Raw genomic sequence first — 24568 nt, forward strand, 5'->3', positions numbered from 1 at the left:
CATCACTCCGCCACGTCACCACGGTCCGGCCAGGTACGCCGCCGTGACCACCCTTGCCCTGGACCCCGCGTGAGAGGCCGGGGACGGGAAGGCGACGTAGGCTCGGGAACGTGAGCGAGACTTCGACGGCCGGTGGGAAGCCCGAGCACCAGCGGGGTGGGACGTACTCCGTCAAGGGGAAGGAGTACACCCGCGACACGCGGTACATCACGACGCGGGTCACCGCCGATGGGCGTGACGGGTTTCCGGTCGTCCCGGGGCGGTACCGGTTGGTGGCGGCGCGGGCTTGTCCCTGGGCGAACCGGTCGATCATCGTGCGGCGGTTGTCGGGGTTGGAGGACGCGCTCTCGCTCGGGTTGCCCGGACCCACGCACGACGAGCGGTCGTGGACGTTCGACCTCGACCCCGGTGGGCGGGATCCCGTGTTGGGGATCGAGCGGTTGCAGGAGGCGTACTTCAAGCGCGACCCCGACTACCCGCGCGGGATCACGGTGCCGGCCATCGTGGACACGACGACCGGCGCGGTGGTGACCAACGACTTCGCGCAGATCACGCTCGACCTGTCCACCGAGTGGCGCGACCACCACCGCGACGGCGCGCCGGACCTGCTGCCGCGGCGGCACCGCGACGAGATCGAGGCCGTCAACCAGCGCGTCTTCACCGAGGTCAACAACGGCGTCTACCGGTGCGGGTTCGCGGGCACGCAGGAGGCGTACGACGACGCATACGGCCGGCTGTGGACCGCCCTGGACTGGCTTGAGGACCGATTGGGCGAGCAGCGGTACCTCGTCGGCGACACGATCACCGAAGCCGACGTGCGGCTGTTCACCACGTTGGTGCGCTTCGACCCCGTCTACCACGGCCACTTCAAGTGCAACCGGAACAAGCTGGCCGAGCTGCCGGCGCTGTGGGCCTACGCCCGCGACCTGTTCCAGACGCCCGGCTTCGGCGACACGGTCGACTTCGCCCAGATCAAGCGGCACTACTACGTCGTGCACAAGGACATCAACCCGAGCGGGATCGTGCCCGGCGGGCCGGACCTGTCCGGCTGGGTCACGCCGCACGGCCGTGAAGCGCTGGGCGGGCGGCCCTTCGGGGACGGCACGCCGCCGGGCCCCGTCCGCGACGGCGAACGGGTCGACCCGGCGCACACGCCACTGCGCTAGGGCCCGAGCGCCCACGCCCGCACCCATCCTGAACGGAGAACTCGGGGTACCCGGACGTTCGACTCGGGGGACCGGAAGGTTCGACTCGCGGGTCAGGGTGAGCGTGGTGGGCAGGTGCTCTCCCGCACCACGAGCTCGGTGGCGAGGTCTATGCGCTCGTTCGGCGGGCGTTCGCCACGCGCCAGGCTGAACACCATGTGCGCGGCCGTGGTCGCCATCTCGCGCAACGGCTGCCGCACGGTGGTCAGCGGAGGCCCTATCCACTCGGTCACCGAGAGGTCGTCGTAGCCGACGATCGACAGGTCGGCCGGCACGGACAGGCCGAGTTCCCGCGCCGCCCGCATCACGCCCAGCGCCTGGAAGTCGGAGCCCGCGAAGATCGCGGTCGGCGGGTCGGGCCTGCTGAGCAGCTCCATGCCGTGCCCGTACCCGCCCTGGACGTAGAAGTCGCCGTACCGCACGAAGTCCTGGTCCACGACGACGTCCGCGTCCTCCAACGCGCTGCGGTACCCGTCGACCCTGGCCCGGCTGCACAGCATGGTCGTCGGCCCGGAGATGACCGCGATCCGGCGGTGGCCGAGGCCCAGCAGGTGCCGGGTCGCGGCCAGACCGCCCGCCCAGTTCGCCGATCCCACCGTCGGCACGCCGGGCGGCGGCTCGCCCGCGGTGTCCACGAACACGAACGGGATGTTGCGCGTGGTGAGCTGGCGGCGCTGCTCGTCGTCCAACCCCGCCAGCACGAGGATCACGCCGAGCGGCCGGCGGGCCAGCAGGTCGTCGAACCACTCGCGACGCGGGCGGTGCTCGCCGCCGAGCTCGGACAGCACCACGGCGGCGCGCTCGTTCGCCGCGGCCAGCTCGACCCCCCGGATGATCTCGGTCGACCACGCCGAGTGCATCTCGTGGAACACGAGGTCGATGAGCGCGGGCCGGGACGACTGGCGCGCCCGCCGTCGCCGGTACCGGTGCTGCTCGATGATGCTCTCCACGCGGGCACGCGTGTCCGGCGCGACGTCCGGCCGTCCGTTGAGGACTTTCGAGACCGTCGGGATGGACACCCCCGCCTCGGCCGCGATCGACGAGATCGACGCCGCGGCCTTCACCGTCTTCCCCGGCACGGCGCCGGCGGCGTCCCGCTCGGTCGACGAACTCATGCTGCCCCCTGTCCGCGTCGCGGTCCGCGCACCGCACACCGGCTCTAAAGTTTCGACGGCCGAGCGTAAAGGTTCGACCTTCCGACCACCAGCATGACAGCTCCAGGCGTGGATCTTTGACGTAATCAGGCTGGTAACCGGGTGCAAATCTGCGGCGGTTCATACCTGTGAACTGCGAAGACACAGGAAGGACACGGACTGTTGACGTCGTGCGGAGATCCTCCTACGGTCTCCCCACCAGATCGGCATGTCGGAAAGTACTTCGATAGTTTCGGTCTTCACGAGGACGTGAGCGGGGGTACCTGGTCGATGATGAACAGGACGACGGAGGTCGTGACGACGCCGCCGGGCGACGCCGCCCCGACTGCCGCCGACCGGCCCGGCCCGACGTGGCGGGACACCTCCCGGCCCGTCCCCGAACGGGTGGACGCGCTCGTCGAGGCGATGACGCTCGACGAGAAGCTGGCGCAGCTCGTGGGTGTCTGGGTCGGCGCGGACCCCTCCGGCGCCGGCGTCGCACCGCACCAGCACGACCTGACCGGCGACCCGGTGATCTGGGCGGACGTCATCGCGCACGGCCTCGGCCAGCTCACCCGCCCGTTCGGCACCCGGCCGGTCGAACCGGTGGCGGGCGCCCGCTCGCTCGCCGCGTCGCAGCGGCAGGTGGCCGAAGCCAACCGGTTCGGCATCCCGGCGTTGGTCCACGAGGAGTGCCTCACCGGTTTCGCCGCCTGGCAGGCGACCGCCCACCCCGCCCCGTTGGCGTGGGGCGCGTCGTTCGACCCCGACCTGGTGGCCGAGATGTCGGGCCTCATCGGCGCCTCGATGCGCGCGGCGGGCGTGCACCAGGGGTTGGCGCCGGTCCTGGACGTCACCCGCGACTACCGCTGGGGCCGCACCGAGGAGACCATCGGCGAAGACCCGTACCTCGTCGGCACGGTCGCCACGGCGTACGTGCGCGGCCTGGAGCGATCCGGGATCGTCGCCACGCTCAAGCACTTCGCCGGCTACTCGGCCTCCCGCGCCGGTCGCAACCTCGCGCCGGTGGCCGTCGGACCGCGCGAGTTCGCCGACGTCATCCTGCCGCCGTTCGAGATGGCCGTGCGCGACGGCGGCGCGCGGTCGGTCATGCAGTCCTACACCGAGGTCGACGGCCTGCCGTCCGCGGCCGACGCCGGGCTGCTCACCACCCTGCTGCGCGACACCTGGGGCTTCGACGGCACGGTGGTCGCCGACTACTTCGCGGTCAAGTTCCTCCAGACCCTGCACGGCGTGGCCGAGGACGAGGCGCACGCCGCCGCGCTGGCCCTCGCCGCCGGTGTGGACGTGGAACTGCCGACCGTGCGCTGCTACGGCACGCCGTTGCGCGAGGCGGTCGAGCGCGGCGACGTGGACGAGGGCCTGGTCGACCGGGCGTTGCGCCGGGTGCTGCGCCAGAAGGTCGAACTCGGCCTGCTCGACCCGGACTGGTCTCCCCTGCCCGAGGACGTCGACGAGCTGCGGCTCGACTCACCGCAGGCGCAGGACGTCGCGCTCCGCCTCGCCCGCGAGTCCGCGGTGCTGCTGGCCAACGACGGCGTCCTGCCGCTGCGGCCGGACGTCCGGCTCGCCGTGGTCGGCCCGCTCGCCGACGACCCGATGGCGATGCTGGGCTGCTACTCGTTCCCGGCGCACATCGGCGTGCACCACCCGGACGCCGGGCTCGGCCTCGACATCCCGACCGTGCTCTCCGCCCTGCGCGACGCGGTGGGAGGCGACATCGCCCACGCGAAGGGCTGCGAGGTCTCCGCCGAGCCCGACGCCGACGACATCGCGGCCGCGGTGGCGGCGGCACGGGACGCGGACGTGTGCGTCGTCGCCGTCGGTGACCGGGCGGGGCTGTTCGGGCGCGGCACGTCGGGCGAGGGGTGCGACGCGACCGACCTGCGGCTGCCCGGCGCGCAGGCCGACCTGGTCCGCGCGGTCCTCGACACCGGCACGCCGGTCGTGCTGCTGCTGATCACCGGCCGGCCGTACGCGATCGGCGACCTGGCCGACGACGCGGCGGCGGTCGTGCAGGCCTTCTTCCCCGGGCAGCTCGGCGGCCGGGCCCTCGCGGACGTCCTGACCGGTGCGGTCACCCCGTCCGGCCGACTGCCGGTCGGCATCCCGAACGACCCGTCCGGGCAGCCCGGCACCTACCTGTCCGCGCCGCTCGGCCGGCGCACCGAGGTGTCGAACGTCGACCCGACGCACGCCTTCCCGTTCGGCCACGGCCTCGGCTACGACACGTTCACCTGGTCGGCCGTGCGGCTGACGTCCGGCGACGGGCCGTGGGCCACCGACGGCGAGGTCGAGGTGGAGCTGGACGTGCGCAACCCGGGCACGCGCGCCGGCGCGGACGTGGTGCAGCTGTACCTGCACGACCCCGTCGCGCAGGTGACCCGCCCGGTCGTGCGGCTCATCGGCTACGCGCGGGTGGAGCTGGCCGGCGGCGCGTCGGCACGCGTCGCGTTCCGGGTGCCGGCCGACGTCACGTCGTTCACCGGCCGGGACGGCAGACGGGTGGTGGAACCGGGCGCGGTGCAGCTGCGCGTGTCCCGGTCGAGCGCGGACGTGCACGAAGCGGTGGACCTCAGGCTCGTCGGCCCGCTGCGCGAAGCAGACCACACGCGGCGTTGGCTCACCGCCGTGTCGGTCACCCACGAGGAGGTGGACCGGACATGACCACCCGGATCGGCGAACCGGCGGCCGAGGCGGCGCCGGCCCCGCCCGGCAAGCCGCCCAGGACACCCCGGTACAAGTCCACGTGGCGCAAGGCGTGGAAGCGGGACTGGCAGCTCTACACGCTCGTCATCGTCCCGCTGCTGTTCTTCCTGGTCTTCCGCTACGCGCCGATGCTCGGCAACGTGATCGCGTTCCGCAAGTTCGTGCCGGGCGGCAGCATCTACGGCGAGACGTGGGTCGGCCTGCGCTACGTCAAGATGTTCGTCAACGACCCGAACTTCTGGGAGGTCTTCGGGAACACGATGGCGCTCGGCGCGCTGTCGCTGGTCTTCACCTTCCCGCTGCCGATCGTGCTCGCGCTGCTGCTCAACGAGGTCCGCTCGCGGTACTTCAAGCGGTTCGTGCAGACGGTGTCCTACCTGCCGCACTTCCTGTCGATCGTGATCGTGGCCGGCATGGTCATGCAGCTGGTGTCGCTGGAGGGCACGGTCAACCAGATCGTGCGCGCCCTCGGCGGCGACGCGGTCTCGTTCATCCAGGACCCGAGCTGGTTCCGCACGATCTACGTCTCCTCCGAGGTCTGGCAGACCGTCGGCTGGGGCACGATCCTCTACCTGGCCGCGCTGACCACGATCGACTCCCAGCTCTACGAGGCGGCCCGGATCGACGGCGCGAACCGCTGGCAGCAGACGTGGCACGTGACGCTGCCCGGCATCCGCCCGACCATGATCACGCTACTGATCCTCAACATCGGCACGTTCATGGCGGTCGGGTTCGAGAAGGTCCTGCTGCTGTACAACCCGCTGACCTACCCCACCGCGGACGTCGTGTCGACCTACCTCTACCGGGTCGGCCTGGTGTCCAACAACTTCAGCTACGCCGCCGCGATCGGCCTGTTCGAGTCGATCATCGGCCTGACGCTGGTCCTGTCCGCCAACGCGATCTCGCGCCGCACAGTGGGGACGAGCCTGTGGTGACCACCGACCCGACACGCCTCGCGCAGCGGCTGGAGCGGCCCGCCGGTCCCCGCCGCACCTCGCTGGACGACTCCCCCGGCTACCGGATCTTCCGCGTGGTCAACGCGGTCGTGCTGCTCGGCGTGGTCGCGGTGACGCTGTACCCGTTCGTCAACATCGTGGCGCAGTCGTTCAGCAGCGAGGTCTACATCCGCACCGGCCAGGTCAACCTGGTGCCGCGCGGGTTCAACCTCGACACCTACAAGCTCGTCGCGTCCGACCCGGCGTTCTGGAACAGCTACCTCAACACCGTCATCTACACCGTGACGGCCACCGCGATCTCGATCGTGCTCACCACGGTCTACGCGTACGTGCTGTCGAAGCACCGGCTCAAGGGCCGCGGCCTGCTGGTCGGCGTCGCGGTGTTCACCATGTTCTTCAACGGCGGCCTGATCCCGAACTACGTGCTGGTCAACGGGCTCGGCATGACCAACACGATCTGGGCGGTCGTGCTGCCGAACGCGATCAGCGTGTTCAACCTGCTGGTGATGAAGGCGTTCTTCGAGAGCCTGCCGGCGGAGCTGGAGGAGGCCGCCGCGATCGACGGCCTGAACACCTACGGCATCCTGCTGCGCATCGTGCTGCCGCTGTCGAAGGCCGTGCTCGCCACCATGATCCTGTTCTACGCGGTGGCGAACTGGAACTCCTGGTTCCAGGCGTTCCTCTACCTCGACCGGTCGGACCTGTTCCCGGTCACCGTGTACCTGCGGAACATGATCGCCGGCGCCACCTCGGCGACGTCGGTCGGCGCCGTCGAGACCAACGCGGTGGCCATCTCCGCGAACATCAAGGCGGTGACGATGGTGCTGACCGTGCTGCCCATCATCGCCGTCTACCCGTTCATCCAGCGCTACTTCGTGTCGGGCGTGATGCTCGGCGCGGTCAAGCAGTAGCGCATCCGCTCCAGTTGACGACGGCGTCAATCACTTGAGGAGACAAGCTCGATGCGAACCAGATGGAAGCGAACGCTCCTGACTGCCGTCGCCGGCAGCCTCGTGGTCAGCCTGGCCGCGTGCAGCGAGGAGGGCGGGGACGCGGGCAGCGGCGTCAACCTCGACGGCAAGAAGACCGCGTCGATGGCCGACTACAAGGCGGGCGCGCAGTTCAAGGCGAGCGAGCCGCTCGACGTCAGCCTGCTCTACCTCGACCAGTCGCACTACCCGATCAAGGACGACTGGCTGCTGTGGAAGGAGATCACGCAGCGGACCAACATCACGATCAAGCCGACGGTCGTGCCCTACAGCGACTACGACCAGAAGCGCGGTCTGCTGATCAGCTCGGGCGACGCGCCGACGATCATCTCCAAGACCTACCCGGGTCAGGAGGAGCAGTTCGTCTCCTCCGGCGCGATCCTGCCGGTGAGCGACTACATCGACCTGATGCCGAACTTCAAGGACAAGGTCGAGAAGTGGAAGCTCCAGCCTGAGCTGAACACGCTGCGCCAGGAGGACGGCAAGTTCTACGTGCTGCCCGGCATGCACGAGAAGATCTGGCAGGACTACACGCTGGCGTTCCGCACCGACGAGCTGAAGCGGCTGAACCTGAAGGCGCCGAAGGACTGGGACGAGGTCTACACCGTCCTCAAGGCGATCAAGGCCGCGAACCCGGACAGCTACCCGCTGTCGGACCGCTTCGAGGGCAAGTCCATCCTCAACTACGCCGGCCAGACCTTCGGCACGCAGGCCGGCTGGGGCTACGTCAAGAACACGATCTGGAACGAGTCCGGCCAGAAGTACGAGCTCACCGGCGCGACCCCGGAGTACAAGCAGCTCGTCGAGTACTTCCGCAAGCTCGTCGCGGAAGGGCTGATGGACCCGGAGAGCTTCACCCAGAAGGACGACGCGGCGATCCAGAAGTTCGCCAGCGGCAAGTCGTTCGCGATCAGCAGCAACGCGCAGAACATCGTGAACGACTACCGGCCGAACGTCTCCAAGATCCCCGGCGCGACCGTGGCGAAGATCCCGCTGCCCGCCGGGCCCAAGGGCGACGTCATCCGCGGCACGCGGCTGGAGAGCGGCCTGATGGTGTCGGCGAAGGCCGTCGAGAGCGACAAGTTCGTGGCGACCATGCAGTTCATCGACTGGCTCTGGTACTCCGACGAGGCGCAGGAGTTCACCAAGTGGGGCGTGAAGGGCGCGACCTACGACAAGGACGCGTCGGGTAAGCGGAAGCTCAAGCCCGAGGTGGCGTTCGGCGGCATGAACGTCGGCGCGCCGAAGAACCTCCAGCGCGACTTCGGCTTCCAGGGCGGTGTCTTCTACTACGGCGGCGCCACCGAGCTGCTCCAGTCGATGTTCACCGAGGAAGAGGTCGCCTTCCAGAAGACGATGGCGGACAAGAAGGTCGAGGCGCTGCCGCCGCCCGCGCCGCTGAACGAGGAGGAGCGCGAGCGCGCCGCCCTGCTGGAGAGCCCGCTCAAGGACTTCGTCACGCAGTCGACGCTGCAGTTCATCCTGGGCCAGCGCGACATGTCCACGTGGGACGCCTACGTCAAGGAGCTGGAGGCCAAGGGCTCGAACGACCTCGTCGAGCTGGTCAACGGCGCGCACAAGCGCTACAAGGAGAAGAACGGCTGAGTCGACCGCCGCGGTCCGGTCACGGCGTGACGTCGTGACCGGACCGCCGGTGTCGACCGCCGCCGCACCACGGGCGGCGGGCCGTTCGGTCTGGAGGGGTTTTGAACCGCGTCACCGTTCCCGGCGAGCCGATCGGCCGCCTGTCCGAGTCGTGGCGCCACTGCGTCGGCACCGGCCGGCTCAACCTCGCGCTGCGCGCCGACTACCAGGAGTCCCTGGCCCGCGTGCAGCGCGACATCGGTTTCCGCCACATCCGCGGCCACGGGCTGCTGTCCGACGACATGGGCGTGCACCGCCGGTCCGGCGACGGGGTGACCCGGTACTCGTTCACGTACGTGGACCAGGTGTTCGACCGGTTCCTGGAGCTGGGCATCCGGCCGTTCGTCGAGCTGGGGTTCATGCCGACCGCGCTCGCCTCGGGCGAGGACACGGTGTTCTGGTGGAGGGGCAACATCACCCCGCCGAACGACCGGGACGAGTGGGCCGCGCTGGTCCGCGCCGTCGTCCGGCACCTGGTCGACCGCTACGGCCTGGCCGAGGTGCGCACCTGGCCGATCGAGGTGTGGAACGAGCCGAACCTGGTCAACTTCTGGAAGGACGCCGACCAGGAGGCCTACTTCCGCCTGTACGAGCTCACCGCGCGCACGGTCAAGGACGTCGACGCCGGGCTCCAGGTGGGCGGCCCGGCGATCTCACCGGGCTCGGACGAGTGGTGGGAGCCGTTCGCCGAGTTCGTCACCCGCCGCGACGTGCCGATCGACTTCGTCAGCAGGCACGCCTACACGTCCGGCCCGGCGCAGCACGTCCCGTTCGGCACCTACCAGACGCTCGCCGCGCCCGGGTCGCTGCTGGAGCAGTTCGACGCGCCGCGCAAGCACCTGGCGGGCACCGCGCTGGCCGGGCTGCCGGTGCACATCACCGAGTTCAACAGCTCCTACCGGCCGGACAACCCGATCCACGACACGGCCTACCACGCCGCGTACCTGGCCCCGGTGCTCGCCGGCGGCACGGATCTGGTGGACTCGTACTCCTACTGGACGTTCTGCGACGTCTTCGAGGAGGAGAACGTGCCCACCTCGTTGTTCCACGGCGGGTTCGGCCTGCTCACGCACCGGCAGGTGCCGAAGCCGACCTACCACCTGTACGCGTTCATGGCCCGGATGGGCGCCCACGTGCTGGCCCGCGGCGAGGACCACCTGGTGTGCGCGACCGACGACGGCCGGATCACCGTGCTGGCCTGGCAGCCGGTCGGCGGCACCGACGGACCGGACGCGCCCGAGCGGCACGAGGTGCGGCTGTCGGTGCCCATGACCGGTCCGCGCGCGTTCGTCCGCCGGGAACGGGTCAACGAGCACGACGGCAACGCGTTCGGCGCGTGGCGTGAGCTGGGCCGGCCGCGCTCGCCCGACCCGCGGACGCTCGACGTGCTGCGCGACTGCGCGCGTCCCGCCCTGGAGCACCGGTCGACCCCGGTCGTGGCCGGGCGGGTCCCGCTCGACCTGGCGCTGGCACGGCACGAGGTCACGTTCGTCGAGCTCACGCCCGTGCACGCCGAGGAGCACGAGGGGCTGGACGACCGGCGGCTGCTCGGCGCCTCCGACGACCGGCTCGTGGCGCCGCACGAGAGGCACTGACCGTGGCGGTCGAACGACGGGGTGATCCCGCCGCCGAGATCGGGGCGGGCATCCTGTCGCGCGTCGCGTCCGTCGTGCACTGGTTCGTCGTCATCGAGGCCATGCTCGTGCTGACGACCGCGCCGGGGTTCCTCGCGCTGCTCTTCCTGGACCGCAGCGCGGGCAACGCGCCCCTGATCGGGCTGTGCTTCGCCCCCGCGGGCCCGGCGCTGTCGGCCGCCGTCTACGCCTGGCGGGTGTTCCTCGGCGACCGGGACCTCTCCCCCGCCCGGCACTTCCGCCGCGGCTACCGGCTCAACTGGCTCGACGTGCTGCGCTGGTGGCTGCCCGCGCTGGCGGTGCTCACCGTGATCGGCTTCAGCCTGGCGAACCTGGAGCTGGCCGGCGTGCCCGCCGGGTACGGCCTGGTGCTGGTCGTGGTCGCGGTGGCGGTGCTGGTGTGGTCGACCCAGGCGCTGGTGCTGTCGTCCACGCTGTCCCTGCGCACCCGTGACACCGCGCGCCTGGCGTCCTACTACCTCGCCGCCCGGCCGGCGAGCGCGCTCGGCGCGTTGTCGCTGCTCATCGCGGCCGGCGGGCTCGTCGTGCTCACGTCCGACTGGGTGCTCGCGCTGCTGGCCTCCCCGTTCACCCTCCTGCTCCTGCGCAACGCCGAGCCGGTGCTGCGCGACGCCACCGAGAGGTTCACCGCGTGACGTCACGGATCGTGCCCACGAGGATCGGTTACGGCGGCGACTACAACCCCGAGCAGTGGCCCCGCGAGGTCTGGGACCAGGACTACGCCGCGTTCAAGCTCGCCGGCATCGACACGGTCACGGTCGGCGTGTTCGCGTGGGCCCACCTGGAGCCCTCCGCGTTCCGCTACGACTTCTCGACGTTGGACGCGATCGTCGAGCGCGCCACGGCCGAGGGCGTGCGGATCGTGCTGGCCACCCCCAGCGGCGCGATGCCGCCGTGGCTGGCCCACCAGAACCCGGAGGTGTGCCGGGTCGATTTCGAGGGACGGCAGCACGTGTACGGGCAGCGGCACAACGCCTGCCCGTCGTCGTACGTCTTCCGCAACGCGGCCGTGGCACTGGCCCAGCGGCTGGCCAAGAGGTACGGCGACAACCCGGCGATCGTGGCGTGGCACATCGGCAACGAGTACGGCGGCGCGTGCTGGTGCTCGAACTGCGGCGAGGCGTTCCGCAAGTGGCTGCGCAAGCGCTACGGCTCGCTCGACCGGCTCAACGACGCGTGGAACACCACGTTCTGGTCGCACACGTTCACCAAGTGGAGGCAGATCCAGCCCCCGAACGCGTTGTCCGAGCACTGGCGCGGGCCCGACCACACCGCGTTCCAGGGCATCACGCTCGACTACAAGCGGTTCATGTCCGACGCCATGCTGGACGGGTTCCTGGCGGAGAAGGCCGCCATCCGCGAGCACTCGCCGGACACCCCCGTGACGACGAACATGATGGGCCTGTACCAGCCGATCGACTACCACCGGTGGGCGCCGCACCTGGACTTCGCGTCGTGGGACAACTACCCGCCGGAGGACCGGTCGTCGACGCGCACGGCCGCGCGGATGGCGTTGGCGCACCGGCTGATGCGCGGGTTGCGCGACGGCGAGCCGTTCTGGGTCATGGAGCAGACGCCGTCGGTGACCGCCTCGCGCGACGTGAACCCGGTCAAGCGGCCCGGTGTGCTGCGGCTGTGGTCGTGGCAGTCGGTCGCCAACGGCGCGGACGCGGTGCTGTACTTCCAGCTGCGGCAGTCGCGCGGCGCGTCCGAGAAGTACCACGGCGCGGTGCTCGACCACGCGGGCCGCACGGACACGCGGGTGTTCCGGGAGGTCGCCGAGCTGGGCGAGGAGTTCGCCCGCGTCGGTGACGCGCTGCTGGGCGGACGCACGCCCGCGCGGGCCGCGCTGCTGGTCGACTGGGACAGCTGGTGGGCGGTCGAGATGTCCGACGGCCCCAACCGCAACGTCCGCTACCTCGACGTGCTGACCGCCTACCACCGGGCGTTGTGGCAGGCGAACGTCCCGCTGGACGTGGTGCCGGTGACGGCCGACCTCTCCGGGTACGACGTGGTCGTCGCGCCGTTGCTGCACATGGTGAAGGGCGACTTGGCGGACCGGGTGACGGCGCTGGTCGAGCGCGGCGGCACGTTCGTCACCACGGCGTTGTCGGGTCGGGTGGACGAGGACGACAACGCGTTCCTGGCCGACGTGCCGGGGCCGTTCGCGTCGCTGCTCGGGCTGCGGGTCGAGGAGACCGACGCCCAGCAGCCCGACGTGGTGAACCCGGTGGCGTTGTTCGGCGAGGAGCACGAGGCCCGGCACGTGTTCGAGGTGGTCGTGCCGGACGACGCGGAGGTGCTCGGCACCTACGGCGCGGACTTCTACGCCGGGACACCCGCCGTGACGCGGGCGGCACGGGGGCGTGGGCACGCCTGGTACGTGGCGACGTTGCTGGACGACGACGGCGTGGCGGCCGTCGTGCGCACGGCGTTGGCGGAGCACGACCTGATCGGGCCGCTCGGGGACGTGCCGGACGTCGAGGTGACCGAGCGCGTCGCGCCGGACGGCACGCGGCACCTGTTCGTGCTGAACCACGGGCCCGCTCGTCGGGTGGAGTGCCCGGTCGACGGGACGAGCCTGCTGGACGGGCGGGTGCTGCGAGCCGGTGAGCCGCTGGAGCTGGCCGCGACGGCGGTGGTGGTGATCCGTCAGTAGATCCGGCGGCCACGGGCGTCGGGCACGCCCGACTTGCGCCAGAAGTACGTGTTCACCTGGTCGCGCCACTCCGTCGCGCACCGCAGCTGCTCCGACAGCAACCCGGTGACGCGGTCGAACACCTCCGGCGGCACGCCGCCTTCCAGCCGGGCCCACGAGGCGGCCATCCGCCGCACCTCGTCGTGACCGGTGAAGTGCGTGTCGTAGATGTGCTGGATCACGGTCGTCCCCGAGTGCAGGACGTGGCCGTAGGGCACGTGGTGGAAGAACAGCAGCAGCTCGTCCGGGCAGGTGTCGGTCGACTCGTACCGGTCGCGCCACGGCGCCGGGTACTGGCCGGCGAAGCCCGTGCCCGTGGCGCACGTGCGGTCGACGCCGACGCCGTCCCGGTCGGCGAAGTGGTAGGTGCCCCACCGGGAGTACTCGTAGCCGTCCACGTCGGGCCCGTAGTGCAGGCCCGGCCGCACCATGAAACCGACGCCCAGCGGCGCGGTGTACCGCTCGTAGGTCAGCCACGAGCCGTCCATCACCTCGTGCAACGCCTCGCGCACGGCCGGGGCTGCCGGGAACGTGAGGTCGATCCACTCGTCCAGCACCGCCTCCGGCGCGAGCCGCTCGTCCCACGCGAGCCGGCCGAAGCCGAACAGGTTGGCCTGCGCCAACGGGTGCCCGGTCCAGAACGGGTCCTCGCCGACGTTCGACACCGCGACCACGCCACCGGCCGGTGCGGCGGCCCGGCCCGCGGCGACGTCCGCGACCGTCGGCCCGCCCTCGCCCCACGGCTGGAAGCCGAGCATCTCGCGCCACTGCGGCACGAGGTGGCACACGTGCTTCTGGTGCCCGGTGTACTCCTGGGTCACCTGGAACTCGACCGCGAGCCTGGTGCGCGGCATGGCCGCGATCACCGGCGACAGCGGCTCGCGCGCCTGGAAGTCCATCGGACCTGCCTTGACCTGCACCACGACGTTCGGGTCGAACGCGCCGTCCAGCGGGGCGAAGTGGTCGTGGGCGGCCCGGGCGCGGTCGGTCGAGCGGTCGCGCCAGTCCTGGTGGTGGTCGTAGACGAACGCGCGCCAGAACACCGTGCCGCCGAACGGCGCGAGGGCGCGGGCCAGCACGTTCGCGCCGTCGGCGTGGTCGCGGCCGTAGGCGAACGGGCCGGGTTGCCCCTCGGAGTCGGCCTTGACCACGTACCCGCCGAAGTCGGGGATCGCCGCGTACACGTCGGCCGTCGTGCGCGCCCACCACTCGCGCACGGCCGGGTCGAGCGGGTCGGCCGTCGGCAGGCAGCCGAGGGTGACCGGCGCGGCGAAGCTCACCGACAGGTGCACCCTGATCCCGTGCGGACGGAACACCTCGGCCAGCCGCACCACGTCCGGCAGCAGGTCGGTCAGCAGCCGGGCCTCGGTGCGGCCCACGTTGACGTTGTTGAGCCCCACCCGGTTGACGCCGATCGAGCCGAGCAGCCGGGCGTAGGCACGGGCCCGGGAGAGGTCGGCGCGCACCACGCCGTCGTCGTAGAAGATCGAGCCGCCCGAGTAGCCGCGTTCGACCTGGCCCATCACCGGGTGCACGGCGACGTTGTCCCAGTGGTCGAGCATGCGGACCGGCTGGCGCGGCGCGTGCCGCTGTGGCCACGCCTCACCGGTGAACGCCGCTTCGGTGAACGCCGCTTCACCCTGCCGCACCAGGTGGTGGAAGCCGTAGAGCAGGCCGGCGCCGTCGATCGCGCGGACCGCGGTGGTGGCGCCGGCCCGGCCCACCACGAACGCCTCGGGGTCCGTCTCGCCGTCCTCCGGCGCGCAGACCAGCTCCAGGTCCGCCGGACCGTCGTCGACCAGCGCGCCACCGTGCTCGGCCACCGCCGTCGCGACCTCGGCGCGCACCGTGCCGACCACCGGGCCGTCCCCGATGACGCGGACCCGCCGTGAGCCGACCGACCGGAACGCGGAAGCCGGGAGCCACGCGGGGTGCACGTCGAGCATGGAGAAGTCCTCCTGGTCCGGGGATCGGTGACATCGCCAAACTATGTCGCCTCCGGTTCCCGGGCAAGGAAGACCACCCGTCCACTGTCGACTTTCACGTGGGTGAACCGCCGCGAAACTTTTGCGTGGCAACGGTTCCCGCGCCGGTCCGTCTCAACTGGACACGTTCACGAGCGCTGCTCGAACAGCTCCAGCGGCACGGCGTCCGCCAGCGCCTGGTAGCCGGCCGGTGTCAGGTGCAGGTGGTCGCCGTCGTCGTGGGCCGCGAGCAGGCGGCGGTGGTCGTGCGGGTCACGTGCCGCCGCGTCGAAGTCGAGCACCGCGTCGAACGCGCCCCGGGCGCGGATCCACTCGTTGACCGCCTGACGTGACGACTCGCGGTGGCCGTCCGGGTCGTCGTAGGCCTCGTTGCCGCCCAACGGCGCCAGTGTCGCCCCGCACACCGCGATGCCGTGGGCGTGCGCACGCACCACGATCTGCTCGTAAGCCGCGCACAGGTCCTCCACGACCCGCTCCTGCGCCTCGGCCGTCGCGTCGGTGGTGCAGATGTCGTTGATGCCCTCGAACACCACCAGCCACGCCACGCCGGTCTGCGCCAGCACGTCGCGGTCCAGGCGGGCCAGCGCGCTCGGGCCGATCCCCTCGCTGAGCACCCGGTTTCCGCCGGTGCCCTGGTTGAGCACGGCGACGTCCGCGGTGGCGGGGTGGGCGCGGAGCCGGGCCGACAGCCGGTCGGGCCAGCGGTCGTTGCCGTTGGTGGTGGAGCCCCGGCCGTCGGTCAGGGAGTCGCCCAACGCGACCAGCGCCGAGGCGGCGCGCTCCGACCACACCTCGACGCCGCTGAGGAAGTACCAGTGGTCGGTGGTCGTCGCGCCCGGCAGGTCGTCGGCCTCGACGTGCTCACCCGCCAGCAGGTGGGAGGTGGTGCGGGAGCCGGGGTGGGAGGTGACGAGGTCGGACGCCTGCCCGTCGGCCAGGAACACCGTCACGGTCAGGTTCGCCTCCGGCTCGACCGGGAAGTCCAGCGGGTCCGACACGACCTGCGCCCCGACCGGCACGGCGACGCCGGCCCGACCGCGGAACGTGACCGGGCGGACCGAGCCCGGCTCGACCGCGGCCACGCCGGCCCGCCCGCCCGCCGGGAGCGCCACGGTCACCGCGGTGATCGGCAGCACCGCGCCGCCGAACGCGTTCGAGAACCGCAGCCGGAGCCGGTCGCCGCCGATCGTGACGCGCGCGGTCTGCCGCAGCGTGGCGTCGGCCAGCACCACGCCCGGCCTGGTGAACGGCGCGGGCGGCAGGTTGTCCGGCTCGGCCGTCTGCGGTGCGGACACCCACGTGTGCACCCAACGACCGGACGGGCGGGGGTCGTCGGGCGACGCGTCGCGGCTCATGCGCCCGATTCTGGCGCAGCGGGCCGGCCGCGGTCAGTCCCCGGGTCTCAACTGGGACACCGCCGTCGACCGAAGGCATTCGGCGCGCGGGCGTAGCGAAACCGGGGGTCGGTGACGATCTCCCTGGCGGTAGGTCCGCACAATGCCCGAGGAGGGCGCATGCCCCGCTTATCCAGGTTGTTCGCGGCGGTCGCCGCCGCGACCCTGGTCCTGTCGTCCGGCACGGCTCACGCCCAGGACGACATCAGGCTGTACATCAACCACCCGACCCCCCACTCCGCCGCCGAGGTCGGTGTCCCGTTCCTGATCACCGGCGTCTCGACCGCTCCGGACACGGTCCCGGTCACCGCCACGGAGCTGACGTTCGACGGCGGGGTCACCTGGGTGACCGCCGAGGTCCTCCGCGACTTCTACCCGTCCCGGGTCGACTGGCGGTACGTCTACACACCCACCGCGGCCGGTGACGTCGGGGTGTCCGGGCGGGTCGTCACCGCCTCCGCCACCGGCCCGATCAGCGCGCCCATCGTCATCCACGTCGGTGGCGTGGCCGTCACCCAGCCGCTGGACTGCGCGACCCGGTGCGAGCTCGGCGTCTACCACAAGGACGAGTTCGACGATCCCGACCGGGAGCCGGTCGAGGTGGGCACCCGCGTCCAGGTCGACCGGCCGGGGCTCATGGTGGGCGCGTCCCTCGGGCGTGGCGCGTACCGGGGGCCGATCACCCTGCGGATGTGGTCGGACACGGGCGTGCTGCTCGCCGAGCGGCTCTGGGAACACCCCGGCCGGATGGCCGAGATCGACTTCCCGACGCCCGTCCCGGTCGAGCCGGGCCGCGACTACGTGGTCTCCTACTACACGCCCGAAGGCGGCTACCTGACCTCGGAGGACTTCTTCATCGGCACGCTGGTGAAGGCGCCGTTCATCGTGTCGCGGGGCGCGGGCGTCTACCACTACGGCGCCGGCGGCGGGTTCCCGACCGAGAGCTGGCACGACAGCACCTACTGGGTGCTGCCGGAGTTCCGCAGCTGACCGCTTGCGCCGACCCGGCGACCCACGTGTGAACCCGGGGCCGGGCGGGAACCGTCCCGGTGACGTCCGGCCCGGGGAGGCGGGCATGCGGTGGCTCCCGGTCGTGGTGGTGCTGGTGGTCTCCGGGTGCGGCGGGCTGGGATCGGACCACTCCGACGCGCTGGTCACCATGGGTTCGGCCTCCCGGACGAGCACGCCACCGCGCGCGTGGCGGTGTTCCGGGAGGCCAACCCCGGCGTCGACCTGCGGATCAGCGAGGGCGCGCTGGACGAGCAGCAGTTCCTGTCCGCCGTGGCCGCGGGCGACTCCCCGGACCTGGTCTGCGCCGAGCGCCGCAAGCTCGGCGGGTACGCGGCGCGCGGCGCGGTGCAGAGCCTGGACGCGTGCGCGCGCACGACGTCGACGTGACGATCACGCCGTTCACCGACGCGACGGGCGGGTGCTGACCGAGTCCGGCGGGCAGGCGTGGGCGAGACCCGAGGGCGCCCGGCACCCCGAGTCGGCGTACCGCTTCCTGGTCACGATGACCGGCACGCAGACCCGGGTCACGGCGGCGACCGCGCGGCGTGACGCGTTGGCCAAGGCCGGCCCTACGGCGGCACGTTCACCGGCAACCGGGCCGCCAACGAGCGGATCTTCCGCGAGGTGTTCGCCCCGCTGGGCAACCCGGTCCTGACCGAGGGCGTGCCGGTGGCGCTGTCGTTGCAGGACGAGGCGTTCGCACTGCCGCCGAGCCCCGCCACGAGCGACCTGGTGCGCGCCTGGGAGGGCGCGGTGAAGCGCGAGGCGGAACGGGCGCTCGATCGGGTGAGCGGGAGGTAGTGCCGTGACGGTGAGCGGGTGCGAGTCGCGGGCGGGGTTGCTGTTCCTGCTGCCGTGGGTGATCGGGTTCCTGGCGTTCACCGCCGGCCCCATGCTGTTCAGCCTCTGGCTGTCGCTGTGGACCACGGTGTTCTTCACCGGGCCGCTGCGGATGGGGTACGCGTCGGCGCGGTGCTCGACCGGTTCGGCGAGGGCGGCGAGGGCGGCGAGGAGCAGTGGGAGCTGGTGCTGGCCGCGAGCGTGGTCGCGACCGTGCCGATGGTCCTGCTGTTCCTGGTGGCGCAGCGGCACTTCGTGCGCGGCACCGTCACCCAGCACGTCGAGTGAGCAGCGGGTTCAGCGCCAGGCCCAGCACGTTCGCGGCGGTGGCGCCGGCCAGGGCGATGCCCCAGCCGACCGGGCCGAGCGGCGTGCAGCCGAAGAACTGGCTGACACCGGGTGTCTGGATCACCACGCCGAGCGCGACGGCCGACCCGAGGCTCGCGGCGAGCACCGACCGGTCCAGGCCGCCGGTCACCAGGGTCTGGCCGAGCTGGGTGCCCACCAGCGCGGCCAGCGCCACGGTGCCCGCCCGGCGGGAGCGGCCGGTGAGCCGGGCCGCCGTCCACGCCGCCGTGGCGCCGAGGGTGGTGGTGATCGCGCGGGCGGTGATGTCCTCGGTCAACGCGTGGCCCAGCGACGACGTCGGTCCCTCGCGCAGCAGGTCGGGCACGGACTCGCGGGCGGGGCGGCTCAACGCGATGGCCAGCGCGGGCGCGAGGTCGGTCAGCAGGTTCACCAGCAGCAGCTGCCGCGCGGTCAGCGGCGACCGGCCGGTCAGCGCCGAGCCGAGCACGCTGAACGCGATCTCGCCGAGGTTGCCGCCGAGCAGGATCGCCAGCGCCTCGCGCACCGACGCCCACATCGCGCGGCCCTCCACCAGCGCCGCGATGATCGTCTCCAGCCGGTCGTCGGTGACCACCAGGTCCGCGGCGGCGCGGGCGGCCGGCGTGCCGCGCCTGCCCAGCGCGATGCCGACGTCGGCGAGCCGGATCGCGGGCGCGTCGTTCGCGCCGTCGCCGGTCATCGCGACCACCCGGCCGAGCCGCTGGTAGGCCTCGATGATCCGCACCTTCTGCGCCGGCGTGCAGCGGGCGATCACGTCCGCGGTCGGCAGCAGGGCGTCCAGCTCGTCGTCGGTCAGCCCGTCGAGCCGGGCCCCGGTCACCACGGTCAGGTCGTCGCCGCCGCCGATCTCGCCGGCGATCGCCTCACCGGTGGCCGGGTGGTCGCCGGTGATCATCACGATCCGCACGCCGGCCTCGCGCAGCTTCGCGGCGGCCGGTGGCGCGCCGTCGCGCACGGGGTCGGCCAGCGCGACGAACCCCAGCAGGGTCAGGCCGCGGACGTCGTCGTCGGTCACCGTGTCGTGGTCGACGCCGGTGCGTTCGGCGACGGCCAGCACCCGGTGGCCTCTACCGGCCAGGCGCTCCACCCGCTCGCCGAGCCGCCGCAGCTCGCCCGGGTCGGCGACGCAGCGCGGCAGCACGGTCTCCGGCGCGCCCTTCACGCTCAGCACCAGCCGCTTCCCGACCTTGCCCACGGTCGCGTGGTAGCCGCGGGAGGGTTCGAACGGCAGCGCCTCGACCGGGGTCCAGCCACGGGCGCCGGTCGTGGGTCCGACCCGGGCCCGCCGCGCGCCCGTCAGCACGGCCCGGTCGGTCTGGTGCGCGAGGTCGTCCGGGTCGTCGGCCGCCAGCGTGGCGCGGACCGCGGCGGCCATGACCCGGCGCAGCTCGTCGGTCAGCTGGTCGAGGTCGGCGCCGCGCCGGCCGTTGTCGACGCGGCTGACGGTCAGCTTGCCCTCGGTCAGCGTGCCGGTCTTGTCGAAGCACAGCACGTCCACCCGGCCCAGCGCCTCGACGGTGCGCGGGTTGCGGACCAGCGCGCCGTGCTCGGCCAGCCGCCGCGCCGCGGCCAGTTGGGCGGCGTTGACCAGGAACGGCAGTCCTTCGGGCACCGAGGCGACGGCGAGGTTCACCGCCGCGCCCATGCTCTGCCGCAGCGGCACGCCCCGCAGCAGCCCCGCGCCGGTGACGGCCGCCGCCGAGCCGAGCGCGACGGGCAGCGTCTTGCGGGTCAGTTCGGCCAGCCGTGCCTCGACGCCCGTGGTCGGCGTGGTGCGGCGGGCCGCCGCCATGCTCCGGCCGACCTCCGTCGCGTCACCGGTCGCGACGACCACGGCCAGCGCCCGCCCGGCGGCGATCGTGGTGCCCTCGTAGAGCATGGACGCCCGGTCGGCCAGCTCCGCGGCCACCACCGGGGCGGGGTCCTTGGTCACCGGCAGGGACTCGCCGGTGACCGACGACTCGTCGGCCTCCAGCCCGTCGCCGTCGAGCAGGCGGCAGTCGGCGGGCACCACGTCACCGGCGGCCAGCCGCACCACGTCGCCCGGCACCAGCTCGTCCGCCGTCACCTCGCGGTCCCGGCCGTCGCGGACCACGGTGGCGCGCACCGCCGAGCGGCCGAGCAGGGTGGCCAGCGCCCGGTCCGTGACGACCTGCTGCGCGCTGCCGATCAGCGCCGACACGCCGATGACACCGGCCACCAGCGCGGCGTCGACCGGTGAGCCCACCGCCGCCGACACCGCCGCGCCACCCGCGAGCACCGGCGTCAGCGGGTTGGCCAGCTCGGCCAGGAAGGCGCTGCCGAGGCTCGTGCCGACGGCCCGCCGCCCGGCGGACGTGCGCTGCCTGCCGTGCGCCACGCGTTCGGACAAGCCGTCGCGGCCCGAGCCGAGCCGGTCCAGCGCGGTGGCCACCGGCATCAGGTGCCACGGCTGCGAGGTGGCCGGCGCGACGACGGCACGGCTACCGGGCAGCCGCTTGGCCCGCCACACCCCGTCCGCGAACGCGAGGGCGGACGCGGCCTCGACCGCACGCGCCGCGCTCCGGGCCGGGGCGGTGCCGCGCGTGCTCAACGCGCCGACCGCGCCGATGCCGCTCGCCGCCTGGGCGAGCATGATCGCGTCCCGGGTCAGCCGGCGCGCGGCCGGGACCGCCTCGACCAGCAGCACGGCCGCTTCCAGGTCGCGGACGACGATGTGCGCGCCCCACGGTGGCGGCGCGCCGTCCCGGTGCACGCCCACGCCGCAGTCCGCCGAGCCGAGCGCGCGGCGGTTGTCCGACACGAGCAGCACCACGTGCCCGTCGCCCTGGAGCTCGCGCACCGCGCCGACCAGCCCGGCGCCGGACGGGACGACGTGGTCGGCGAACCGGGCGGACCGGTGGTCGCGGTCCGTGGCCACGACCACCCGCAGCCCGGCCTCCCGGGCGGCCGACGCGATGGCGTCCACCGCGGGCGGTGTCTCGACGTCGACCGCCAGCACGGCTCGCAGCCGCCGGTCCTCGGTCAGGCCGAGCACCGCCGCGTGACCGGCCAGCCGGCGTTGTTCCCGCACGCCCTTGCGCCCCTTCGGTTGGAGGCGGTCGATCGGGCCGATGGCCCAGCCGCCTTCCTCGCGCACGGCGGTCGGGTCCTCGGGGTCGAACAGGGCGAACGCCCGCTCGGCCGCCTCCGCCGGCCCGGAGTTCACCGGCCCGGAGTTCGACAACCCGGTGTCCGGCAGCGGCACGAGGTCGCAGAGCACCGACCGGCCCGACCCGAGCGCGGTCTCGTCCAGCACCAGCACGTCGACCGCGTCCAGGCGGCGCAGGACCGAGCGCTCCATCACCAGCGCGTCGCGGGTGGCCAGGACGCGGCCCAGCTGCGCGGCGAACGCGGCCTGGCCCACCGACGGCGCTTTCGGCAAGCTCGCCACGCCCAGTGCGGCGGCGCGGCGCAGCCCGGTGAACGGGATCGCGCCCACCGTCGCCACCGCACCCGCCGCCAACGCCCGTCGCGCGTAGCGGTCGGCCGGCCCCTCCGGGAATGGGCGTGGCCGTTCGACCGCGATGGGCTCGGCCTCGGCGTCGTCCGGGCCGTGGATCAGGTCGGCCTCGGCGGCGCACCACGCCTGCTCGTGCGCCTTGACCTCACGCCACTGCTGCACCCGTTGGGCGATGTCCAGCAACGTGCCCTCGCCGCGTGACGCCAGGCCCTGCACCAGCGCGCCGACCACCGACGTGGCGGTGTCGGCCCGTTCCCGGCCCTGGAGCCGGCCGGCGGCGAGTTCGCGCAGCCCGGGGTGCAGGTCGACGGCGGCGATCAACGCGCCCAGCTCACCGGGGACCGGGGCCCACGGCGCGACCTTCGTGATGGCGGCCAACGCCAGGCCCGCGGCGTCGGCGGCGAGGGTGGGCAGCAGTCGGGTGCCCTTGAGCCCGTCCGCCGGGTGGTGCAGCTCGTCCTCGACCAGGCGCTCGTCGTCGGTGGCGGGCCCGGTCTCGGCCCGACGCACCAGCGCGACCAGGTCGTCCGTCGCCGGCGCGGGGTCCTCGACGGCGACGATCACCCGGGCGGACGGCGCGTTGACCCGGGCCCACGACACACCGGGATGACCCTCCAGTGCCCGTTCGATCCGCTCGGCGACCTGCTTGCCACGCGGCCCGTGCACGCCGTGCGCCTCGATGTGCAGGCGTCCCGGGCACGACCACACCTTGCGCCGGTCGCGGCGCAGGGTCTGCTCCAGCGGGGCGAGGGCGAGGCCGACCAGTCCCTTGGCGAGGCCGCCGGCGACGCGCACGGGATCGATGCCGAGGAGTTCCACCGTGCCTGTTTTCCCGATCGAGCCTGGCCTAAGCGCCACGATCGGGCGGTAGCCGGGTGCGGTCAGTCCTCGAAGACCGGTTCGACCCGCACCGTGGTGAACGCGCCCTGCGCGAGCACACCCACCGCGTCGTTGCCGGCCGTCACACCGATGAGCGTGCCACCACACCACTCGACCGCACCTGACGACTGCCTTGCGATCGCCGAGCGGTCTGCCCGGTGGACGTCGGGTGGGCCGAGGGACGCGGAGGGAGCCACGAGCCGTTACGGGACGAGGTCGCTTCGAACCCGGGACGTGTCCGAGCGATGTCCGAACGTCACTGGTGCCCTAGGGCTGACCTCGAAAAACGAGAGCTTGATAACATCGTGTCACGGCCACCGCGAGCCGTCCGCTCGACAAGGATGGCACCGTGACCAAGGCACAGAGAATCGCAGCGGCGTGGGCGGGCCTGCCCGCGCCGGAGTTGACCGACCAGGTACGCCTCCTGGTCAAGGCCCGTGACGCCGGCGCCCGCGCCGTCTGGTCGGCCGTGCGCGAGGACAACGTGATCGCCGCACGCGTGCGGGGCGCGTTGGCGGGTCTGAAGGCCGAGTACCGCGGTCACCGCGACGAGGCCATGTGGCTGATGTGGATCGGCCAGGCCCAGCAGCAGCTCGCCGTGCAGGCCGCCGCGCCGGTCGTGGAGACCGTGGTCGAGGACGTCACGCCCGAGCTGGAGCCGGTCGTCCCGCAGGAGTGGGCGCCCCGGCCGGAGCCGACCTCGCCGCGTCCGGCCAACGACGCGCCGCCCGTGCTGTTCCAGGAGCCGGCCTCGTCCTCGAAGTAGGCCGTCAGCTCCCGGACGCGGAGCGTCGCGCGCGGATGACGCCGACCACCGCCGACGCGACCGCCGCGCGGGAGTGACGTGGCGCACACCGATACGGGCCTCGCGGACGGCCGGGCCGGGCGCGATGATGCGGGTGGGGCCGGACGGGCTGGCCGGCGGGAGCGAGGCGGCGGTGGGTTCGACCGGCATCCGGCGGGTGGTGAGCCAGGACCAGGTGCTGCGCGGCGCCTGCCGGTTCTTCCTGCGGCACGGTCGGGTCGACATGGACGCGCTGGCGACGAGCCTCGCCATCAGCCGCGCCACGCTCTACCGGGTCGCGCACAGCCGGGACGGGCTGCTGGCCGACGTGCTGTGGGTGCTGGCCGACCGGCTGCTGGCCCGTGCCCGGCAGGAGCGCACGAACGGCGGCGTGGAGGGTGTCCTGGAGGTCACCCGGCGGTTCGTGGCGGAACTGCGCGCGGACGAGCCGTTCCGGGCGTTCCTGCGCGGTGAGCCGGAGACGGCGGCGCGGGTGCTGTTCAACGCGGCCGGCGGCGTGCACCGGCGGGCGGTGTCGGCGCAGAAGGAGATCCTGCTCGAAGTGGACGGCGGGCCGTGGTCGACCACCGCCCTGGACCAGGTGGCGTTCCTCTACGTGCGGATCGTGGAGTCCACCCTCTACGCCGAACTGCTCACGGGCGCACCGCTGGACCCCGACCTGGCCGAAACGGCGGCCCGCACCCTCCTCCTGCGCCACCGCTGAGATCGGCGACGGCCTTCCGCAACCGCCGGCCCGACCGCTCCGCGACGCCACCGCTGAGGTCGGCGACGTCCCTCCCCTCGCTGCGTGACGCCACCGCCGAGGCCGGCGATCC

19 protein-coding genes are annotated in these 24568 nt (G+C 72.7%); 14 read left to right on the top strand and 5 right to left on the bottom strand.

Going from position 1 to position 24568, the window contains the following annotated elements; translation table 11 throughout:
- The first annotated feature begins 206 nt into the window (after positions 1–206).
- Entirely contained in the window at positions 207–1166 is a 960-nt protein-coding gene (locus tag ACQPYE_RS20925; protein ID WP_498722954.1) for a glutathione S-transferase family protein, read from the top strand.
- A gap of 92 nt (positions 1167–1258) precedes the next feature.
- On the opposite strand, the gene ACQPYE_RS20930 is transcribed toward ACQPYE_RS20925, so the two are convergent.
- Entirely contained in the window at positions 1259–2320 is a 1062-nt protein-coding gene (locus ACQPYE_RS20930; RefSeq protein ID WP_498713629.1) for a LacI family DNA-binding transcriptional regulator, read from the bottom strand.
- Positions 2321–2632: 312 nt separating this feature from the next.
- On the opposite strand from ACQPYE_RS20930, the gene ACQPYE_RS20935 reads away from it, so the two are divergent.
- The 7 genes from ACQPYE_RS20935 (at position 2633) to ACQPYE_RS20965 (ending at position 12971) form a co-directional block, all read left to right on the top strand.
- Positions 2633–5026: a beta-xylosidase/alpha-l-arabinosidase gene (locus ACQPYE_RS20935; RefSeq protein WP_498713631.1), complete on the top strand. Its 2394-nt coding sequence runs from the start codon at positions 2633–2635 to the stop codon at positions 5024–5026.
- Positions 5023–6003, top strand: coding sequence for an ABC transporter permease (locus tag ACQPYE_RS20940; RefSeq protein WP_498713632.1), 981 nt, complete (start codon positions 5023–5025; stop codon positions 6001–6003). Before ACQPYE_RS20935 ends, ACQPYE_RS20940 begins: the two co-directional genes overlap by 4 nt.
- The gene (locus ACQPYE_RS20945) at positions 6000–6935 is read left to right on the top strand and encodes a carbohydrate ABC transporter permease (protein ID WP_498713633.1); all 936 of its coding nucleotides are present in this window, start codon (positions 6000–6002) and stop codon (positions 6933–6935) included. The genes ACQPYE_RS20940 and ACQPYE_RS20945 overlap by 4 nt, the downstream gene beginning before the upstream one ends.
- A 51-nt stretch (positions 6936–6986) precedes the next feature.
- Entirely contained in the window at positions 6987–8618 is a 1632-nt protein-coding gene (locus ACQPYE_RS20950; protein ID WP_498713635.1) for an ABC transporter substrate-binding protein, read from the top strand.
- Positions 8619–8719: 101 nt separating this feature from the next.
- Positions 8720–10252, top strand: a complete 1533-nt coding sequence (locus ACQPYE_RS20955) for a GH39 family glycosyl hydrolase (protein WP_498713636.1) — start codon at positions 8720–8722, stop codon at positions 10250–10252.
- Between the two features lie 2 nt (positions 10253–10254).
- On the top strand, positions 10255–10947 hold the full coding sequence (locus tag ACQPYE_RS20960) for a glycosyl transferase (RefSeq protein WP_498713638.1): 693 nt from the start codon (positions 10255–10257) through the stop codon (positions 10945–10947).
- Positions 10944–12971: a beta-galactosidase gene (locus ACQPYE_RS20965; protein WP_498713640.1), complete on the top strand. Its 2028-nt coding sequence runs from the start codon at positions 10944–10946 to the stop codon at positions 12969–12971. The genes ACQPYE_RS20960 and ACQPYE_RS20965 overlap by 4 nt, the downstream gene beginning before the upstream one ends.
- Here ACQPYE_RS20965 and ACQPYE_RS20970 read toward each other — a convergent pair.
- Both ACQPYE_RS20970 and ACQPYE_RS20975 read right to left on the bottom strand, forming a co-directional pair.
- The gene (locus ACQPYE_RS20970) at positions 12965–14956 is read right to left on the bottom strand and encodes an alpha-glucuronidase (protein ID WP_498713642.1); all 1992 of its coding nucleotides are present in this window, start codon (positions 14954–14956) and stop codon (positions 12965–12967) included. The two genes, ACQPYE_RS20965 and ACQPYE_RS20970, sit on opposite strands and share 7 nt — an antisense overlap.
- 167 nt (positions 14957–15123) lie before the next feature.
- On the bottom strand, positions 15124–16350 hold the full coding sequence (locus tag ACQPYE_RS20975; protein WP_498713644.1) for an SGNH/GDSL hydrolase family protein: 1227 nt from the start codon (positions 16348–16350) through the stop codon (positions 15124–15126).
- A 159-nt stretch (positions 16351–16509) separates the two neighbouring features.
- On the opposite strand from ACQPYE_RS20975, the gene ACQPYE_RS20980 reads away from it, so the two are divergent.
- The 4 genes from ACQPYE_RS20980 to ACQPYE_RS20995 all read left to right on the top strand — a co-directional run bounded on the left by ACQPYE_RS20980 (position 16510) and on the right by ACQPYE_RS20995 (position 18528).
- Positions 16510–17379, top strand: coding sequence for a DUF4082 domain-containing protein (locus ACQPYE_RS20980; RefSeq protein ID WP_498713646.1), 870 nt, complete (start codon positions 16510–16512; stop codon positions 17377–17379).
- Positions 17380–17586: 207 nt separating this feature from the next.
- Positions 17587–17787: a hypothetical protein gene (locus tag ACQPYE_RS20985; RefSeq protein WP_498713648.1), complete on the top strand. Its 201-nt coding sequence runs from the start codon at positions 17587–17589 to the stop codon at positions 17785–17787.
- Positions 17788–18024: 237 nt separating this feature from the next.
- Positions 18025–18201, top strand: coding sequence for a hypothetical protein (locus ACQPYE_RS20990; RefSeq protein WP_498713650.1), 177 nt, complete (start codon positions 18025–18027; stop codon positions 18199–18201).
- Positions 18202–18372: 171 nt separating this feature from the next.
- Positions 18373–18528, top strand: a complete 156-nt coding sequence (locus tag ACQPYE_RS20995) for a hypothetical protein (protein ID WP_498713652.1) — start codon at positions 18373–18375, stop codon at positions 18526–18528.
- Here ACQPYE_RS20995 and ACQPYE_RS21000 read toward each other — a convergent pair.
- Together ACQPYE_RS21000 and ACQPYE_RS21005 are read right to left on the bottom strand one after the other, a co-directional pair.
- Positions 18509–22927 (bottom strand): cation-translocating P-type ATPase, encoded by a 4419-nt coding sequence (locus ACQPYE_RS21000; RefSeq protein WP_498713653.1) that lies wholly within the window; start codon positions 22925–22927, stop codon positions 18509–18511. The genes ACQPYE_RS20995 and ACQPYE_RS21000 overlap by 20 nt on opposite strands.
- Before the next feature lie 23 nt (positions 22928–22950).
- Positions 22951–23145 carry a hypothetical protein gene (locus ACQPYE_RS21005; protein WP_498713654.1) on the bottom strand — a complete coding sequence of 65 codons (195 nt, stop codon included), beginning with the start codon at positions 23143–23145 and terminating at the stop codon, positions 22951–22953.
- A gap of 152 nt (positions 23146–23297) precedes the next feature.
- Between ACQPYE_RS21005 and ACQPYE_RS21010 the strand changes: the two genes are divergently transcribed.
- Together ACQPYE_RS21010 and ACQPYE_RS21015 are read left to right on the top strand one after the other, a co-directional pair.
- On the top strand, positions 23298–23714 hold the full coding sequence (locus tag ACQPYE_RS21010) for a hypothetical protein (RefSeq protein WP_498713656.1): 417 nt from the start codon (positions 23298–23300) through the stop codon (positions 23712–23714).
- 133 nt (positions 23715–23847) lie between these two features.
- The gene (locus tag ACQPYE_RS21015; protein WP_498713658.1) at positions 23848–24456 is read left to right on the top strand and encodes a QsdR family transcriptional regulator; all 609 of its coding nucleotides are present in this window, start codon (positions 23848–23850) and stop codon (positions 24454–24456) included.
- Positions 24457–24568: the final 112 nt, after the last annotated feature.

It is taken from the genome of Actinosynnema sp. CA-299493 (genome assembly GCF_050946825.1).
Classification (GTDB): Bacteria; Actinomycetota; Actinomycetes; order Mycobacteriales; family Pseudonocardiaceae; genus Actinosynnema.

Excerpts from the sequence above, each read along its gene's own strand:
- ACQPYE_RS20970 (WP_498713642.1), bottom strand. The coding sequence starts at position 14,956 with ATGCTCGACGTGCACCCCGCGTGGCTCCCGGCTTCCGCGTTCCGGTCG.
- ACQPYE_RS20930 (WP_498713629.1), bottom strand. The coding sequence starts at position 2,320 with ATGAGTTCGTCGACCGAGCGGGACGCCGCCGGCGCCGTGCCGGGGAAG.
- ACQPYE_RS20980 (WP_498713646.1), top strand. The coding sequence starts at position 16,510 with ATGCCCCGCTTATCCAGGTTGTTCGCGGCGGTCGCCGCCGCGACCCTG.
- ACQPYE_RS20940 (WP_498713632.1), top strand. The coding sequence starts at position 5,023 with ATGACCACCCGGATCGGCGAACCGGCGGCCGAGGCGGCGCCGGCCCCG.
- ACQPYE_RS20935 (WP_498713631.1), top strand. The coding sequence starts at position 2,633 with ATGAACAGGACGACGGAGGTCGTGACGACGCCGCCGGGCGACGCCGCC.
- ACQPYE_RS20975 (WP_498713644.1), bottom strand. The coding sequence starts at position 16,350 with ATGAGCCGCGACGCGTCGCCCGACGACCCCCGCCCGTCCGGTCGTTGG.
- ACQPYE_RS20950 (WP_498713635.1), top strand. The coding sequence starts at position 6,987 with ATGCGAACCAGATGGAAGCGAACGCTCCTGACTGCCGTCGCCGGCAGC.